Annotated in this window: 14 protein-coding genes and 2 tRNA genes; 15 read left to right on the forward strand and 1 reads right to left on the reverse strand. The window is 65.7% G+C overall.

What is annotated here, in order from left to right:
- Nucleotides 1-51 precede the first annotated feature (51 nt).
- Entirely contained in the window at nucleotides 52-1,116 is a 1,065-nt protein-coding gene (locus tag BP26_RS0108450) for a PA0069 family radical SAM protein (protein WP_029920140.1), read from the forward strand.
- A gap of 25 nt (nucleotides 1,117-1,141) precedes the next feature.
- Here BP26_RS0108450 and BP26_RS0108455 read toward each other — a convergent pair whose 3' ends face one another.
- A complete protein-coding gene (locus BP26_RS0108455) occupies nucleotides 1,142-2,149 on the reverse strand; it encodes an acetamidase/formamidase family protein (RefSeq protein WP_051748677.1) in 1,008 nt (335 codons plus the stop codon).
- Nucleotides 2,150-2,540: 391 nt separating this feature from the next.
- On the opposite strand from BP26_RS0108455, the gene carA reads away from it, so the two are divergent.
- From carA to nusA, 14 genes are all read left to right on the forward strand, one after another.
- Entirely contained in the window at nucleotides 2,541-3,680 is a 1,140-nt protein-coding gene (gene carA, locus BP26_RS0108460) for a glutamine-hydrolyzing carbamoyl-phosphate synthase small subunit (protein WP_051748679.1), read from the forward strand.
- Entirely contained in the window at nucleotides 3,677-4,342 is a 666-nt protein-coding gene (gene leuE, locus BP26_RS0108465) for a leucine efflux protein LeuE (RefSeq protein ID WP_029920143.1), read from the forward strand. Before carA ends, leuE begins: the two co-directional genes overlap by 4 nt.
- 16 nt (nucleotides 4,343-4,358) lie before the next feature.
- Nucleotides 4,359-7,589 carry a carbamoyl-phosphate synthase large subunit gene (gene carB, locus BP26_RS0108470; protein ID WP_029920144.1) on the forward strand — a complete coding sequence of 1,077 codons (3,231 nt, stop codon included), beginning with the start codon at nucleotides 4,359-4,361 and terminating at the stop codon, nucleotides 7,587-7,589.
- 21 nt (nucleotides 7,590-7,610) lie between these two features.
- The gene (gene greA, locus BP26_RS0108475) at nucleotides 7,611-8,084 is read left to right on the forward strand and encodes a transcription elongation factor GreA (protein ID WP_084182919.1); all 474 of its coding nucleotides are present in this window, start codon (nucleotides 7,611-7,613) and stop codon (nucleotides 8,082-8,084) included.
- A gap of 26 nt (nucleotides 8,085-8,110) precedes the next feature.
- Complete coding sequence (locus tag BP26_RS0108480; protein ID WP_029920146.1) at nucleotides 8,111-8,740, forward strand: RlmE family RNA methyltransferase; 630 nt, start codon at nucleotides 8,111-8,113, stop codon at nucleotides 8,738-8,740.
- A 70-nt stretch (nucleotides 8,741-8,810) separates the two neighbouring features.
- Nucleotides 8,811-10,736, forward strand: coding sequence for an ATP-dependent zinc metalloprotease FtsH (gene ftsH / locus BP26_RS0108485; RefSeq protein ID WP_036516332.1), 1,926 nt, complete (start codon nucleotides 8,811-8,813; stop codon nucleotides 10,734-10,736).
- Between the two features lie 113 nt (nucleotides 10,737-10,849).
- Nucleotides 10,850-11,641, forward strand: coding sequence for a dihydropteroate synthase (folP, locus tag BP26_RS0108490; protein ID WP_084182927.1), 792 nt, complete (start codon nucleotides 10,850-10,852; stop codon nucleotides 11,639-11,641).
- Nucleotides 11,638-12,978: a phosphoglucosamine mutase gene (glmM, locus tag BP26_RS0108495; RefSeq protein ID WP_084182920.1), complete on the forward strand. Its 1,341-nt coding sequence runs from the start codon at nucleotides 11,638-11,640 to the stop codon at nucleotides 12,976-12,978. Before folP ends, glmM begins: the two co-directional genes overlap by 4 nt.
- Nucleotides 12,979-13,139: 161 nt before the next feature.
- Nucleotides 13,140-13,910 (forward strand): triose-phosphate isomerase, encoded by a 771-nt coding sequence (tpiA, locus tag BP26_RS0108500; protein WP_029920150.1) that lies wholly within the window; start codon nucleotides 13,140-13,142, stop codon nucleotides 13,908-13,910.
- 51 nt (nucleotides 13,911-13,961) lie between these two features.
- Complete coding sequence (secG, locus tag BP26_RS30980; RefSeq protein WP_029920151.1) at nucleotides 13,962-14,432, forward strand: preprotein translocase subunit SecG; 471 nt, start codon at nucleotides 13,962-13,964, stop codon at nucleotides 14,430-14,432.
- 67 nt (nucleotides 14,433-14,499) lie between these two features.
- Nucleotides 14,500-14,584: transfer RNA gene (locus BP26_RS0108510), tRNA-Leu, on the forward strand.
- Nucleotides 14,585-14,997: 413 nt separating this feature from the next.
- Nucleotides 14,998-15,074 (forward strand) — tRNA-Met (locus tag BP26_RS0108515).
- 107 nt (nucleotides 15,075-15,181) lie between these two features.
- Nucleotides 15,182-15,658 (forward strand): ribosome maturation factor RimP, encoded by a 477-nt coding sequence (gene rimP / locus BP26_RS0108520; RefSeq protein WP_245611755.1) that lies wholly within the window; start codon nucleotides 15,182-15,184, stop codon nucleotides 15,656-15,658.
- 10 nt (nucleotides 15,659-15,668) lie between these two features.
- Entirely contained in the window at nucleotides 15,669-17,159 is a 1,491-nt protein-coding gene (nusA, locus tag BP26_RS0108525) for a transcription termination factor NusA (protein ID WP_029920153.1), read from the forward strand.
- Nucleotides 17,160-17,163: the final 4 nt, after the last annotated feature.

A 17,163-nucleotide genomic window follows, 5' to 3' on the forward strand; every position in this document is an offset into this window, starting at 1 on the left:
GAGGGCTGGGCGTTGCCAGGATAACTGTACGTTTGTATAGTAGTCCCTGCCATGGTTCAGCCCATCAAAGGACGCGGTACCGCTCTCCGGCCACCGGGCCGCTTCGAGTCCCGGGATACGGCGCGGGTGGACGATGGCTGGGGCACCATCGAGGAGGAGTTGCCGCCCTTCAAAACCACGGTGACGCCCGAGCGGGCCAAGTCCATCATCAGCCGCAACGATTCGCCGGACATCGGCTTCGACCAGTCGATCAACCCCTACAAGGGCTGCGAGCATGGCTGTATTTATTGCTACGCCCGCCCCAGCCACGCGTACCTCAATCTCTCGCCCGGCCTGGATTTCGAGAGCAAGCTGTTCTACAAGCCCAACGCGGCGGAATTGCTCGACCGGGAATTGCGCAAGCCGGGCTACCAGGTGCGGAACATCTCCCTGGGCGCCAATACAGATCCCTACCAGCCGATCGAGCGCAGGCTGGAGGTGACGCGGAGCATCCTGCAGGTGCTGGCGCGCTTCCGCCATCCGGTGGGCATCATTACCAAGGGTTCCATGATCGAGCGCGATCTCGACCTGCTGATGGACCTGGCGCGCGACCGGCTGGTCAGCGTCGGCATCACCTTGACCACGCTGGACCCGGAGTTGAAGCGCACCCTGGAGCCGCGCGCCAGTTCGCCGCAGGCGCGGCTGCGGGTGATGCGCAAGCTCAGCGCCGCAGGCATCCCGGTGCGGGTGATGTTTTCGCCGGTGATTCCCTGCGTCAACGACGCCGAACTGGAACGGGTGTTGGAAGCCGCGGCGGAGGCGGGTGCCGGTACCGCCAGCTACGTGCTGTTGCGCCTGCCTTACGAGCTGAAGGAGTTGTTCCGCGAATGGCTGGATGCGCACATGCCCTTGCGGGCGGCGCACGTCATGAGCCTGATCAACCAGTCGCGCGGCGGCAAGGATTATCAGGCCGAGTTCGGCAGCCGCATGCGCGGCAGCGGACAGTTCGCCGAGCTGATCGCCAGGCGCTTCGCCCTGGCGCGGCGGCGCTACGGCCTGGACCGGTCCGGAGAGGCTTCCAATACCGCCGCGTTCCGGGTGCCCCCGGCGGCGGGGGACCAGATGGGCTTGTTCTGAGCGACTCACCCGCCGGCGGGTGCGCCTACTTGTGGAAGATCGCCTTCGGAATCTCCGCCTTCACTTCCTTGGTGCCGTCCACCGCCTCGGCGACGATCAGCTTCATCGCGGCGCTGCACAGCAGGTAGGCGTCGTCGCGCGGGATGCCCTTCACGGTGGCGAGGAAATCCACCATGTCGCTGGTGGCGAGGCGCGCGGCCTCGTTGAGGTCCGGGCTGAGGCCGATGCTCATGTAGTCGGTGGGCGTTTCCGCCCGCGGGGTCTTGAGGTGCATGCCCTTGTGCAGGATCACCTGGACTTCGCCCTTGAGCGAGGTTTCCACCGCCGACAGGGCCACTTCGCCTTCACCCTGCACGGCGTGCCCGTCGCCGATCGAAAGCAGGCCCCCATGGGCCTGCACCGGCAGGAACAGGGTGCTGCCGGCGCCCAGTTCCTGGTTGTCGAGATTGCCGCCGAAGACATCGGGCGGCCCGCTGGGAACCCGGCCGCGGCTGGCTTCCGGGGCCACGCCGATCACGCCCCAGAACGGCTTGATCGGCACTTCCACGCCCGGTGCATATTCGATGCTCCGCTTCTTCAGGTCGATCCACACCACCTTGTCCTTCTGGTAGTTGAACTCGTCCGGCAGTACGCCCTTGCCCGGGCGGAAGCCTTGCCCGGCGATGGGGAAGCGCACGTCCACCTTGATGATGCGGATTTCCAGGGTGTCGCCCGGTTCGGCGCCGCGTATGGCGATGGGGCCGTCCAGGGTATGGTCGCCGCGGCCGTCGTTGTCGACGTCGGCGAAGGCCGCGTACAGTTCCGGCGGGATCTTGTCCTTCGGCACGCCCAGCTTCTCGAAGTAGTGGGGATTGCCGGTGGCCGTTTCCAGGCGGATGGTATCGCCGGAGTCCACTGTCAGGATCGGCTTGAGCGAGGCGTCGAAGAAACCGCGGTGCACCGTGGCGGGCGTCGCCTTCACTTCATAGATGGTGGCGTGGGCGGCGGTCTGGACGCCCAGGGTCAGCAGCAGTGCGAGCGGCGCGATTCTCAAGTTCGGGTTCCTGTTGTGCGCACCACGGCGGCGCGGCCTCTGTGGAAGGAGACGCGGGCCGGCGGGTTTACCCCACCCGGACAGGGCAGGCGGCGGGCGAGGTCGCCAATCCGGTCATTTCCCGGCCGTTTCCGGCCGAGGCTGGCCAGATAGCCCTTTTTGATGTTTTTTTGAGCAAATTGACCGGAATAGACCGCCGCTCGGCAAATATATCGGTCCTGCGCGATTTCAAGCGTGGACGCTCCAAGGGGCCTGTTCACAATTAATTGATCGATCTAATTAATTGTGAACAGGCCCCAGGGCAGGTAAAATGCCGACTTAATCCTGCAAAGGGGGCGCAAGCCCCCTTTCTTGTGTGCACCGCCCCATTTCTCAGGAAGACCACGGACCGATGACGCCTACAACCCCGGCCCTGCTTGCACTCGCTGACGGCAGTGTTTTTCGGGGTGTTTCCATTGGCATCGACGGCAGCACCGTCGGTGAAGTGGTGTTCAACACCGCCATGACCGGTTACCAGGAGATCCTCACCGATCCCTCCTACCGCGAGCAGATCGTCACGCTGACCTATCCGCATATCGGTAACGTCGGCACCAACGACGAGGACGCCGAGTCCGAAAAAGTACAGCTGGCCGGCCTGGTGCTGCGTGAAGTGCCGCGCCCGGCCAGTTCCTGGCGCTCGCGCAAGGACTTCCGCCAGTACCTGCACGACCAGAACGTGGTCGCCATCGCCGGCATCGACACGCGCCGCCTGACCCGCATCCTGCGCGACAAGGGCGCCCAGAACGGTTGCATCCTGGCCGGCCCGGACGCCACCGAGAAAGAGGCGCTGAAGCGCGCCCGCGCCTTCCCCGGCCTCAAGGGCATGGACCTGGCCAAGGTGGTCAGCGTCACCGAGCCGTACGCCTGGACGCGCGGCTCCTGGAAGCTGGAAACCAATGTCGAGACCGAGCACGCCGGCGGCCAGCGCCACGTCGTGGTCTACGACTTCGGCATCAAGCGCAACATCCTGCGCATGCTCACCGACCGCGGCTGCCGCATCACCGTGGTGCCGGCGCAGACCCGCGCCGCCGATGTGCTGGCGCTCAAGCCGGACGGCGTGATGCTGTCCAACGGCCCCGGCGATCCCGAGCCCTGCACCTACGCCATCGACGCCACCCGCGAGTTCCTGGAGCGCAAGACGCCGCTGTTCGGTATCTGCCTGGGTCACCAGATTCTCGGCATCGCCGCCGGCGGCAAAACGCTGAAGATGAAGTTCGGCCATCACGGCGCCAACCACCCGGTGCAGGACCTCGAGTCCGGCCATGTGCTGATCACCAGCCAGAACCACGGCTTCGCGGTGGACGAGGCGACGCTGCCGGCCAACGCGGTGATCACCCATCGTTCGCTGTTCGACGGCTCCAACCAGGGTATCCGCCTACTCGACGCGCCGGCTTTCAGCTTCCAGGGCCACCCGGAGGCCAGCCCCGGCCCGCACGACGTGGGCTACCTGTTCGACAAGTTCGTACAGCTGATCGAGGCGCATCGCGCATGAGCGAGAGCTTCTTCGGCGTCATCCACCTGCCGACCTACCTGCTCGGCACGCTGATCATCGTGCTGCTGCCGGGGCCGAACTCGCTGTTCGTGCTCAGCACCGCGGCCCGCCGCGGCATGCGCGCCGGTTATCGTGCCGCCTGCGGTGTGTTCATCGGCGACACGGTGCTGATGGTGCTCGCCTCCGCCGGCGTGTCCTCGTTGCTCAAGGCTTATCCGGCGCTGTTCCTGGCGCTGAAGTATGCCGGCGGCGCCTACCTGGCCTACCTCGGCGTGAAGCTGCTGCTGGCCGCCTGGAAGGGCAGGCTGGCCACTTCCGCCGCTCCCGCCGGGGCGGCGGCGGAACTGCCCGCCGCCGAAGGCGACCCGCTGCATCGCGCACTGGGCATCAGCCTGATCAATCCCAAGGCGATCCTGTTCTTCATCGCCTTCTTCATCCAGTTCGTCGATCCGGCCTACGGCCACAAGGCCCTGTCCTTCGCCCTCCTGGGCCTGATCGCGCAGTGCTTCAGCTTCCTTTACCTGAGCGCGCTGATCTTCAGCGGCGCCCGCCTGGCCGCGGCTTTCCGTCGCTGGCGCCGCACCCGCACCGCCCTGACCGGCGGCGCCGGCGCCGCCTTCGTCGGCTTCGGCGTGAAGCTGGCTACCGCCAGCGTGAATTGATCGACTTGAGACCCAGATGCCGAAACGCACAGACCTAAAAAGCATCCTGATCATCGGCGCCGGGCCGATCGTCATCGGCCAGGCCTGCGAGTTCGACTACTCCGGCGCGCAGGCCTGCAAGGCGCTGCGCGAGGAAGGCTACCGGGTGATCCTGGTCAACTCCAATCCGGCCACCATCATGACCGACCCGGAGATGGCCGACGCCACCTACATCGAGCCGATCCGCTGGCAGACGGTGGCGCGCATCATCGAGAAGGAGCGCCCGGACGCGGTGCTGCCGACCATGGGCGGCCAGACCGCGCTGAACTGCGCGCTGGACCTGGCCCACAACGGCGTGCTGGAGAAATACAAGGTCGAGCTGATCGGCGCCAACGAGCACGCCATCGACCTGGCAGAAGACCGTCTCAAGTTCCGCGACGCCATGACCGAGATCGGCCTCGGCTCGGCCCGCTCCGGCGTGGCCCACAGCATCGAGGAAGCGCGCGCCATCCAGGCGCAGATCGGCTACCCGGTGATCATCCGCCCCAGCTTCACCATGGGCGGCTCCGGCGGCGGCGTGGCCTACAACGTCGAGGAGTTCGAGGAGATCGTCAACCGCGGCCTCGACCTGTCGCCGACCACCGAGGTGCTGATCGAGGAATCGCTGCTCGGCTGGAAAGAGTTCGAGATGGAGGTGGTGCGCGACCGCAAGGACAACTGCATCATCATCTGCTCGATCGAGAATTTCGATCCGATGGGCGTGCATACCGGCGACTCCATCACCGTGGCCCCGGCGCAGACGCTGACGGACAAGGAATACCAGATCATGCGCAACGCGTCCGTCGCGGTGCTGCGCAAGATCGGGGTGGATACCGGCGGCTCCAACGTGCAGTTCGCGATCAACCCCGACGACGGGCGCATGATCGTGATCGAGATGAACCCGCGCGTGTCGCGCTCCTCGGCGCTGGCTTCCAAGGCCACCGGCTTCCCCATCGCCAAGGTCGCCGCCAAGCTGGCGGTGGGCTACACCCTGGACGAGCTGCGCAACGAGATCACCGGCGGCGTCACCCCGGCCTCGTTCGAGCCCTCGATCGACTACGTCGTCACCAAGATTCCGCGCTTCACCTTCGAGAAATTCCCGCAGGCCGACTCGCGCCTGACCACCCAGATGAAGTCGGTGGGCGAGGTGATGGCCATCGGCCGCAATTTCCAGGAGTCGCTGCAGAAGGCCATGCGCGGCCTGGAAACCGGCTCCGACGGCTTCGAGCCGCAGGTCGCCTCCGAGCATGGCGTGTATTCCGAAGCCAGCCTGACCAGCATCCGCCAGGAACTGGCGATCCCGCGGGCCAAGCGCCTGTGGTTCGTCGGCGACGCCTTCCGCGCCGGCATGAGCCTGGAAGAGGTGTACCGCACCTCGAAGATCGACTGGTGGTTCCTGGAGCAGATCCAGGAACTGATCGCCACCGAGGCCGAGATCCGGCAGCAGAAGATCAGCACGCTGGGCAAGGCCGACCTGCGCCGCTACAAGCAGCTGGGCTTCGCCGACCGCCGCCTGGCGGCGCTGCTCAACATCAAGGAAAGCTCGGTGCGCGCGCGCCGGCACAAGCTGGGCATCCGCCCCGTGTACAAGCGCGTCGATACCTGCGCCGCCGAGTTTCCGTCCTCCACCGCCTACCTGTATTCCAGCTACGACGAGGAATGCGAGGCGCAGACCACCCAGCGCGACAAGATCATCGTGCTCGGCGGCGGCCCCAACCGCATCGGCCAGGGCATCGAGTTCGACTACTGCTGCGTGCACGCGGCGATGGCGCTGCGCGAGGATGGTTACGAGACCATCATGATCAACTGCAATCCGGAGACCGTGTCGACCGACTACGACACCTCGGATCGCCTGTATTTCGAGCCGCTGACCTTCGAGGACGTGATGGAAATCATCGACCTCGAGAAGCCCAAGGGCGTCATCGTGCAGTTCGGCGGCCAGACGCCGCTGAAGCTGGCGCAGGCTCTGGAAGCGGCCGGCGCGCCGATCATCGGCACCAGCCCGGATTCGATCGACCTGGCGGAAGACCGCGAGCGCTTCCAGCAGCTGGTGCAGAAGCTGGACCTGCGCCAGCCGCCCAACGCCACCGCCCGTTCGCAGAAGCAGGCCCTGGCCGCGGCGCAGGAAGTGGGCTACCCGCTGGTGGTGCGCCCGTCCTACGTGCTGGGCGGCCGCGCCATGGAAATCGTGCATGACGACGACGACCTCAAGCGCTACATGACCGAGGCGGTGAAGGTCTCCAACGATTCGCCGGTGCTGCTCGACCGCTTCCTCGGCAATGCCATCGAGATCGACGTCGACGCCCTGGCCGACGGCACCGACGTGGTCATCGGCGGCATCATGGAGCACATCGAGCAGGCCGGCGTGCACTCAGGCGATTCCGCCTGCTCGCTGCCGGCCTACAGCCTGCAGCCGCATGTGCTCGACGAAATCCGCCTGTGGATCGACAAGCTGGCGCGGGCGCTGAACGTGGTGGGCCTGATGAACGCCCAGCTGGCGCTGCAGGGCGACACCCTGTACCTGCTGGAAGTGAATCCCCGCGCCTCGCGCACCAGTCCCTTCGTTTCCAAGGCCACCGGCCGGCCGCTGGCCAAGATCGCCGCGCGCTGCATGGCCGGCAAGAGCCTGGCGGAGCAGGGGGTGCGCACCGAGATCACGCCGCCGTACTTCTCGGTCAAGGAATCGGTCTTCCCCTTCGCCAAGTTCCCCAGCGTCGATCCGCTGCTGGGCCCGGAAATGCGCTCCACCGGCGAGGTGATGGGCGTGGGCAAGCACTTCGGCGAGGCCTTCAACAAGGCCCTGCTGGCGGCCGGTATGATCGTGCCGAGCGGCGGCAGCGCCTTCCTCAGCGTGCGTGACGGCGACAAGCCCAAGGCCATCGACCTGGCGCGCCTGCTGGCGGCCAAGGGCTTCCGCATCTTCGCCACCCACGGCACCGCCGCCGCCATCCAGGCCGCGGGCGTGGCCTGCGAGGGCGTCAACAAGGTCAAGGAAGGCCGTCCGCACTGCGTCGACATGATCAAGAACGGCGAGATCCAGTTCATCGCCAACACCACCGAGGGCAAGAAGTCGATCGAGGAATCGCACTCGATCCGCGCCGCGGCGATCCAGCAGAAGCTATGCTATTTCACGACGATCGCCGGGGCCTATGCCGCGGCCATCGCCATGGATCACCTGGATCGGGTCGAGGTCAACCGCCTGCAAGACCTGCACCAACAAGTCACCTAATCAAAACGCTTAACCAGTCGCATGAAAACTCCAATGACCCTGCGCGGCGCCGATGCCCTGCGCGAAGAGCTACGCTACCGCAAGGGCGAACTGCGCCCGAAGATCATCGCCGCCATCGACGAGGCCCGTTCGCACGGCGACCTGCGGGAAAATGCCGAGTACCATGCCTCGCGCGAGCAGCACGGGTTCAACGAGGGCCGCATCGCCGATATCGAGGCCAAGCTGTCGGACGCCCAGGTCGTCGACGTCACCCAGCTGCCGAAAAGCGGCCGCATCGTTTTCGGCACCACCATTGACCTCGCGGACACCGACAGCGGCGACGAGCTGTGCTACCAGATCGTCGGCGAGGACGAGGCCGACATCAAGAAGGGCTTGATCTCGGTCAATTCACCCATCGCCCGCGCCCTCATCGGCAAGAATGCCGGCGACGTGGTGCAGGTGAAGACCCCGGGCGGGACGCGCGAATTCGAAATCATGAAGGTTCAGTACATTTGAGTTCCATTCAGGAACTCTGAGGCGATTTGGGCAAGAAAAGAACACCGAGCAGCAAGCGCTGGATCGCCGAGCACGAGGCGGACCACTATGTGCAGGAGGCACGCCGGCTGGGCTACCGCTCGCGCGCCATCTTCAAGCTGAAGGAAATCCAGGAGCGCGACCACATCCTCAAACACGGGATGACGGTGGTCGACCTTGGCGCCGCCCCGGGCGGCTGGAGCCAGTTCGCCCGCCCCCTGCTGGGGCCGAAAGGGCGGCTGGTGGCCCTGGACATCCTGCCGATGGAGCCGCTGCCGAACGTGGAGTTCATCTGCGGCGACTTCCGCGAGGACAGCGTCCTCAAGCTGCTGGAGGGCGCCGCCGGCGAGCGCACGGTGGATCTTGTGATCTCCGATATGTCCCCCAACATCACTGGTATCGAGGTCGCCGACCAGGCTTCCGGGGTGTATTTGTCGGAGTTGGCACTGGATTTTGCATGCAAACACCTGAAACCGGGTGGCGACCTGCTGGTGAAGATGTTCCAGGGTCTGGGATTCGAGGGCTATCTGAAGGACTTGAGAGGGCGTTTCGACGTCGTTCATATCCGCAAGCCCAAGGCCTCCCGGCCCCGTAGTCCAGAGGTCTATTTACTGGCGCGAAACTATGCTGTGCTGTAGTGTCTAAACTGAGCCGGAATGCGCCACCGATGACGGTGGGCATACTTGAGGCGGTCTTGAGGGTCCTGCATTGAACGATTTGGCTAAAAATCTGCTGCTCTGGGGCGTCATTTTCGTGGCGCTGATGCTGGCTTTCCAGAGCTTTTCCGGGCGCAACAGCGTGCAGCCGCCGCTGAAGTATTCCGAGTTCTACGATCAGATCAAGCAGGGCAACGTCGAGGAAGTGACGATTGCCGGCCAGAACATCTCCGGCCAGCTCAAGAACGGCAGCAAGTTCACCACCATCAGCCCGGAAACCGACAACCGCGCGATGGTCGGCACCCTGATCGACAACCATGTGCGTTTCGAGGGCGAACTGCCCAAGGAAACGCCGCTGATCGTGCAGTTGCTGATCAACGCCTTCCCGATCCTGCTGCTGATCGGCGTCTGGGTCTACTTCATGCGCCAGATGCAGGGCGGGGCGGGCGGCCGCGGCGCCATGAGCTTCGGCAAGTCGCGCGCGCGCATGCTCAGCGCCGACCAGGTCAAGATCACCTTCAATGACGTCGCCGGCGTCGAGGAAGCAAAGCAGGAAGTGTCCGAACTGGTCGACTTCCTCAAGGACCCGGGCAAGTTCCAGAAGCTGGGCGGCAAGATTCCCCGCGGCGTGCTGATGGTCGGTTCGCCCGGCACCGGCAAGACCCTGCTGGCCAAGGCCATCGCGGGCGAGGCCGGGGTGCCGTTCTTCACCATTTCCGGTTCCGACTTCGTCGAGATGTTCGTCGGCGTCGGCGCCTCGCGCGTGCGCGACATGTTCGAGCAGGCCAAGAAGCACGCGCCCTGCATCATCTTCATCGACGAAATCGACGCGGTCGGCCGCCATCGCGGTGCCGGCCTGGGCGGCGGTCATGACGAGCGCGAGCAGACCCTGAACCAGCTGCTGGTCGAGATGGACGGCTTCGAGGGCAACGAGGGTGTCATCATCATCGCCGCCACCAACCGTCCCGACGTGCTCGATCCGGCGCTGCTGCGCCCGGGCCGCTTCGACCGCCAGGTGGTGGTGCCGCTGCCGGACGTGCGCGGCCGCGAGCAGATCGTGCGCGTGCACATGCGCGCCGTGCCGCTGGCCGACGACGTCAAGCCGGAAGTCATCGCCCGCGCCACCCCCGGGTTCTCCGGCGCCGACCTGGCCAACCTGGTCAACGAGGCGGCCCTGTTCGCCGCGCGCTCCAACAAGCGCCTGGTCGACCAGAACGATTTCGAGAAGGCCCGCGACAAGATCCTGATGGGCGCCGAGCGGCGCTCCATGGTGATGAGCGAGAACGAGAAGAAGAACACCGCCTACCACGAGGCCGGCCACGCCATCGTCGGCCTGAACGTGCCCGAGCACGACCCGGTGTACAAGGTCACCATCATCCCGCGCGGCCGCGCCCTGGGCCTGACCCAGTTCCTGCCCGAGGACGACCGTCTCAGCTACAGCAAGCAGCGCCTCAACAGCATGATCTGCTCGCTGTTCGGCGGGCGCCTGGCCGAGGAACTGATCTTCGGGCCGGACAGCGTCACCACCGGCGCCTCCAACGACATCGAGCGGGCCACCGACATGGCGCGCAAGATGGTCACCAAGTGGGGCCTGTCGGAAAAGCTCGGCCCACTGTCCTACAGCCAGGACGAGGACGAAGTGTTCCTCGGCCGCAGCGTGACCCAGCACAAGAACGTGTCGGACAGCACTGCGACCACCATCGACAGCGAAATCCGCCACGTCATCGACACCAACTACCAGCGCGCCAAGGAAATCCTCGAGTCGCACCTGGACAAGCTGCACGCCATGGCGGCGGCACTGATCAAGTACGAAACGCTGGATTCCGACCAGATCCACCGCATCATGCAGGGCAAGGAACCGGGCGCTCCGGGCAGCTGGACCGACAACGGCGGCCGTCCGCCGGCGTCCACCTACAAGCCGCCGGCGGCGGGTGGCGTGGCGCCTCCGGTGGCGCCCAAGCCCGCCAACCAGAGCTGATCCCGGCTCCGGCCGCATCCGCCACGGGGTCGACGCCCAGCCGTCGACCCCGTATTCGTTTTGTGATCCTGCAACTCCCGAACCGCACCCTGGACCTGGGCGAGCCCCTGGTCATGGGCGTGCTCAACGTCACGCCGGACTCGTTTTCCGACGGCGGGCGCTATGCCGGGGTCGAGGCCGCCTTCGGGCGTGCCCGCGCCATGCTGGCGGAAGGCGCCGTCATCATCGACGTCGGTGGCGAGTCGACCCGGCCGGGCGCGGCGCCGGTGAGCGAGCAGGAAGAGCTGGAGCGGGTAGCGCCGGTGATCGAGCGCATCCGGCGCGAACTGGACTGCGTGGTGTCGGTCGACACCATGAAGCCGGCGGTGATGGATGCGGCCTGCGCCGCCGGGGCGGAGCTGATCAACGATGTGTACGCCCTGCGCGCTCCCGGCGCCATCGAGGTCGCCAGCCGTCATCGCGCCGCGGTCTGCCTGATGCACATGCTGGGACAGCCACGCGACATGCAGCAGGATCCGCAGTACCGCGACGTGGTGGGCGAGGTGAGCGATTTCCTGGCGCAGCGGGCGCGGGCTTGCGAGGCGGGCGGCATCGCCCCGGACAGCATCCTGCTCGACCCGGGCATCGGTTTCGGCAAGACGGACGCGCATAATCTGCGCCTGATCGCCCGGCTCGATGCTTTCGCCGCGCTGGGCAAGCCCCTGCTGATCGGGGTGTCGCGCAAGTCGATGTTCGGGCGGTTGCTGGGCTTGCCGGTGGACGCCAGGCTGCACCCGGCGCTGGCGACGGCGGCGGTGGCGGTGTGGCAGGGCGCCAGGATCGTGCGGGCGCATGACGTGGCGGCGACGGCCGAGGCCGTGAAAATGACTAATAAAATACTGATGGCCAGGGCGGAGCAGGACTGATGAGCCGGAAATATTTCGGTACCGACGGCATAAGGGGGCGGGTCGGCCAGCCGCCGATGACCCCCGAATTCGCCCTCAAGCTGGGCTGGGCCGCCGGCCGCGTGCTGGGCGGAGCCGCCGGTACGCACGTACTGGTGGGCAAGGATACGCGCCGTTCCGGCTACCTGTTCGAATCGGCGCTGGAAGCCGGCTTCGCCGCGGCCGGGGTGGAGACACACCTGCTGGGTCCGCTGCCGACACCGGCGGTGGCTTACCTGACCCGCGCTCTGCGGGCCAAGGCCGGTGTGGTGATTTCGGCCTCGCACAACCCGCACTACGACAACGGCGTGAAGTTCTTCTCCGCCGAGGGCGACAAGCTCAGCGACGAGCTGGAAGCGCAGATCGAGGCGCAGCTGGAGCACGAGCTGGTCTGCGTGGCGCCGGAGCAGCTCGGCCGCGCCCGCCGCATCGACGACGCGCCGGGCCGTTACATCGAGTTCTGCAAGGGCAGCTTCAGTGGCCGCTCCCTGCAAGGCCTCAAGCTGGTGGTGGATTGCGCCAACGGTGCCGCCTACCGCGTGGCGCCGGCCGTGTTCGAGGAGCTGGGCGCCACGGTGTCCGTCATCGGCAATCACCCGGACGGCCTCAACATCAATCGCGGCTACGGCTCCACCCACCTGCAGGCGCTGAAGACCGCGGTGGTGGAGCGCGGCGCCGACCTGGGCATCGCCCTGGACGGCGACGCCGACCGCTGCCTGCTGGTGACGGCGGAAGGGAAGGAGGTCGATGGCGACGAGATCCTCTTCGTCATCGCCCGGCAGCGCCTCAAGTCCGGCACCCTGCGCGGGCCGGTGGTCGGCACGGCCATGAGCAATCTTGGGCTGGAGCGGGCCTTCGCCGCCCTGGGCGTGCCGTTCGAGCGCGCCGCGGTGGGCGACCGCTATGTGCTGGAGCGGCTCAAGGCCAGCGGCGGCGTCATCGGCGGCGAGACCTCCGGCCATACCCTGTGCCTGGACCGCACCACCACCGGCGACGGCATCATCGGCGCCCTGCAGGTGCTGGAAGCGATGCTGGCCGAGCAGGTCACGCTGGCGCAGCTGGTGTCCGGCATGAGCAAGTTTCCGCAGGTGCTGATCAATGTGCCGATCCAGGGCAACGCCCGGGCGGTGATGGAATTGCCGCAGGTCGCCGCCGCCCTGCAACACTGCGAGGCTGCCCTGGGCAGCCGCGGTCGCATCCTGCTGCGCCCTTCCGGCACCGAGCCGCTGATCCGCGTCATGGTGGAAGCGCAGGACGCCGCCGAGACGCGGCAGACCGCCGAACGCCTGGCCGAGGCGGTGAAGCAGGCGGCGGAGTGAAGCAGTGGTCAGTGACTAGTGATTAGCGGTTAGTAAAAGCACATTTGCCGTTGTGTGCCTGTTTCGGCTTTTACTAAGCACTAATCACTGACCACTAACCACTGATCCCTTCCCGGCAGGGAACCCCTTAAACTCCAACACGAAATATCCAAGGAGCACCCATGTCGCGTCGTTACCTGATTGCCGGCAACTGGAAAATGAATGGCTCGCTGAGCGCCAATGCCGTGCTGCTGAGCGAGCTGTCGCTGAAGCAGGACCAGTATTCCGGTATCGACATGCTGGTGTGCCCGCCGGCGCCGTACCTGGAATCGGTGGGGCGGCAACTCGGCGGCGGCATCCTGCTGGGCGCGCAGAACCTCAGCGACCAGACCAAGGCCGGCGCCTATACCGGCGAAGTCCTCGGCGAGATGCTGGCGGAACTGGGCTGCCGCTATGTCATCGTCGGCCATTCCGAGCGGCGCGCCCTGTATGGCGAGGACGATGCCACGGTGGCGCGCAAGTTCATCGCCGCCCAGGCCTCCGGCCTGATTCCCATCCTCTGCGTCGGCGAAACCCTGGAAGAGCGCGAGAGCGACGCCACCGAGGCGGTACTGGGGCGCCAGCTGGGCGCGGTAGTGGCCGCCGCCGGCGTTGGCGCCTTCGCCAAAGCCGTCATTGCCTATGAGCCGGTATGGGCCATCGGCACCGGCCGCACCGCCACGGCGGAGCAGGCCCAGGCCGCCCACGCCTTCCTGCGTGGCCAATTGGCCGCGCAGGATGCTAAAATCGCAAATTCGACGCAGCTTCTTTACGGAGGCAGCGTCAAGGCCGACAACGCGGCGTCGCTGCTGTCCTGCGACGATGTCGATGGCGGCCTGATTGGCGGGGCTTCGCTGAAGGCCGCCGATTTCCTGGCGATCTGTGCCGCGGCACAGGCGCTGAGCAAAAACTGAGTTTCAATCAATTAAAGCGGGCCGCCCTGAAGTGGCCCCCCATCGAGCGATATGTATACGTTCCTGATCGTGGTTTATGTGCTGGTCTCCGCCGCGCTGATCGGCCTGGTACTGATCCAGCACGGCAAGGGCGCTGACGCCGGCGCTGCCTTCGGCAGCGGCGCGTCCGGCACCGTGTTCGGTTCGCGTGGTTCGGCCAACTTCCTGAGCCGTACCACCGCCTGGCTGGCGGCGGTGTTTTTCGCCCTGAGCCTGGTACTTGCATACTTCATGCATGGCCGTGCCGCGCCGCACAGCGTGGTCGATGCCATCCCGGCCCAGCCTGCCGCCGCGGTGGAAGTCCCCGCACCGGTACCGGTTGCCCCGACGGCGAAGACCGACGTGGTGCCGGCCGCTCCGGCCGCCCAGCAGCAGGCGGCTCCGGTGACCGACGCCAAGCCCGCGCCGGCCACCGCCGCGCCCGCGCCGACGGATGCTGCCAAGCCGGCCGCCCAGCCCGCCACGCCCAAGGTTCCGCAGTAAGCGACAAATAATCCCGCCAGCCGCAGAGACAAGCGGCCTCGGCGGGATTAGAATTCACCCCCCATTTGCCGACGTGGCGGAATTGGTAGACGCACTACCTTGAGGTGGTAGCGGGGAAACCCGTTCGAGTTCGAGTCTCGACGCCGGCACCAGTTACGAAAAACCCCGCTCCATGCGGGGTTTTTTGTTTTCATGGCCGGGCGGTTTTTCCGAACTGCTTTTCCGGGTACCCGGCAGCTTCCTGGATCATTCGCCGGGATGTCTCGATTCATCGGCCGGGACAGACGAAGTGCGACGTCGAGCCATGCGATCCGGTTTCCGGGGCGCATCGGTTGCGGTGTTTGAAGGGGCAGGGTGGTGACACGCGGCGAGCTTGTTGCGGCCTGACCGCAGAAGGCGGAAACCCATATCCCCAATGCCCTGCTGATCAAACGTTAAATAGTTGATTCATCGGGCATCTTGAATATTCGCGGAGCGCCTCAATTCAGTGCTCTGATGCAATGATTTGGAGCGGAATTTTCCTTGCCTGTGCATGGCCGGTCCATTACAATAGCGGACTCAGTGGTGCGGGGTGGAGCAGTCTGGCAGCTCGTCGGGCTCATAACCCGAAGGTCGTAGGTTCGAATCCTACCCCCGCTACCAATTCTGGTGATTTGGTGCGTGTGCCAGGCCCCTTGAGGGCCTTTTTTGTTTGTTTTGGTTCGTCATAAACATTTATCTGGTTCGAGTAATCAAACAGGAGGTTATCGGTGCTGCGTGAGCGCTTGACCGCCCTGCTGGAGCCCGTCATAGCCGACCTAGGCTATGAGCTGGTGTTGCTCGAATTCAGTCCCAACAAAAGCTCCGCCATGCTGCGCCTGTTCATCGACAGCGCGGACGGCATCAATCTGGACGATTGCGCCAAGGTCAGCCGCGAAGTCGCGGCGACGCTGGATGTCGAGGATCCGATCCGGCAGAGCTATCAGCTGGAAGTGTCTTCGCCGGGCATGGATCGTCCGCTGGTGAAGCCTGAGCATTTCCTGCGTTTCCGCGGCGAGTTGGTGCGCATCGAGACCCTGGCTCCGATGGCGGGCAACCGTCGCCGCTTCCGCGGCACCCTGCTGGAAGCGACCGATCGCGATGTGACGCTGCAGATGCCGGAAGGTCCGGTGACGCTGGCGTACGCCGATATCGAAAAGGCGCGGCTGGTGCCGAATTTCGAAAACACGAGTTCCGAGAAAGAATAAGGGCCGATTGATGAACAAGAATGTATTGCTCATGGTTGACGTCGTCTCCAACGAGAAGGGCGTCGAGCAGGAGATCATCTTCGAAGCACTGGAAGCGGCCCTGGCCTCGGCCAGCAAGGAACACTACGGCGCCGACTGGGACATCCGCGTCTCCATCGACCGCGAGACCGGCGACTACGAGACCTATCGCCGCTGGACCGTGGTGGACGACGAGGACGAGAACTTCGAAACTCCGGCCCGTCAGATCCTGCTGGCGCGCGCCCTGGAAACCATGCCCGACGCCAAGCCCGGCGATGTGCGCGAGGAACCGCTGCCGTCGATCGAGTTCGGCCGCATCGGCGCGCAGAAGGCCAAGCAGGTCATCTTCCAGCGCGTGCGCGATGCCGAGCGCTCCCGCGTGGTGGACGCCTACAAGGAACGCGTCGGCGAATTGATGACCGGCCTGGTCAAGCGCATCGAGCGCGGTGCCGTCATCGTCGATCTGGGCGGCACCACCGAGGCCATCATCCCGCGCGAGCACGTGATTCCGCGCGAGCCGGTGCGCCCGGGCGACCGCGTGCGCGGCTATCTGTATGAAGTGAGCCCGCAGACGCGCGGTCCGCAGTTGTTCCTGTCGCGCACCAGCCCCAAGTTCCTGATGGAGCTGTTCAAGCTGGAAGTGCCGGAAATCGCCCAGGGCCTGATCGAGATCAAGGGCGGCGCCCGCGATCCCGGGCTGCGCGCCAAGATCGCGGTGCAGGCCAAGGACAAGCGCATCGATCCGGTCGGCGCCTGCGTCGGCATGCGCGGTTCGCGCGTGCAGAGCGTGTCCAACGAGCTCGCCGGCGAGCGCATCGACATCGTGCCCTGGGACGACAACATCGCCCAGTTCGTCATCAACGCGATGGCGCCGGCGGAAGTCGAATCCATCATCGTCGACGAAGAGGCGCATGCCATGTCGATCGCAGTGGCCGAGGACAAGCTGGCCCAGGCCATCGGGCGCGGCGGCCAGAACGTGCGCCTCGCTTCCGAGCTGACCGGCTGGGTGCTCAACGTGATGACCGCGGCCGAGGCCGAGTCGAAGAAGGAGCAGGAGAACCAGTCCCTGCAGCAGATGTTCATGGACAACCTCGACGTCGACGTCGACATCGCCAACATCCTGGTGCAGGAAGGCTTCGAGTCGATCGAAGCCATCGCCTACGTGCCGGACGAGGAGCTGCTCGGCATCGCCGAGTTCGACGAGGGCGTGGTGCAGGAGCTGCGTACCCGCGCCCGCGACGTGCTGCTGAACAAGGAGCTGGCCAAGGCCGAGGCCGCGGCGTCGGTGAAGCCCGCCGACGACCTGCTGACCGTGCCGGGGCTGGATGAGGATCTGGCGTACAAGCTGGCCGGCGCCGGCATCGTCACCCTCAACGACCTGGCCGACCTGGCTACCGATGAATTGCTGGAAAAAGTGCCGATGGATGAAGCTCGTGCCGCTGAGCTGATCATGAACGCGCGCAGTGTGAACGAGCAGGCCTAAAGGC

Origin of the sequence: Nevskia soli DSM 19509 (assembly GCF_000711955.1) — a bacterium.
GTDB classification, from domain to species: Bacteria; Pseudomonadota; Gammaproteobacteria; order Nevskiales; family Nevskiaceae; genus Nevskia; species Nevskia soli.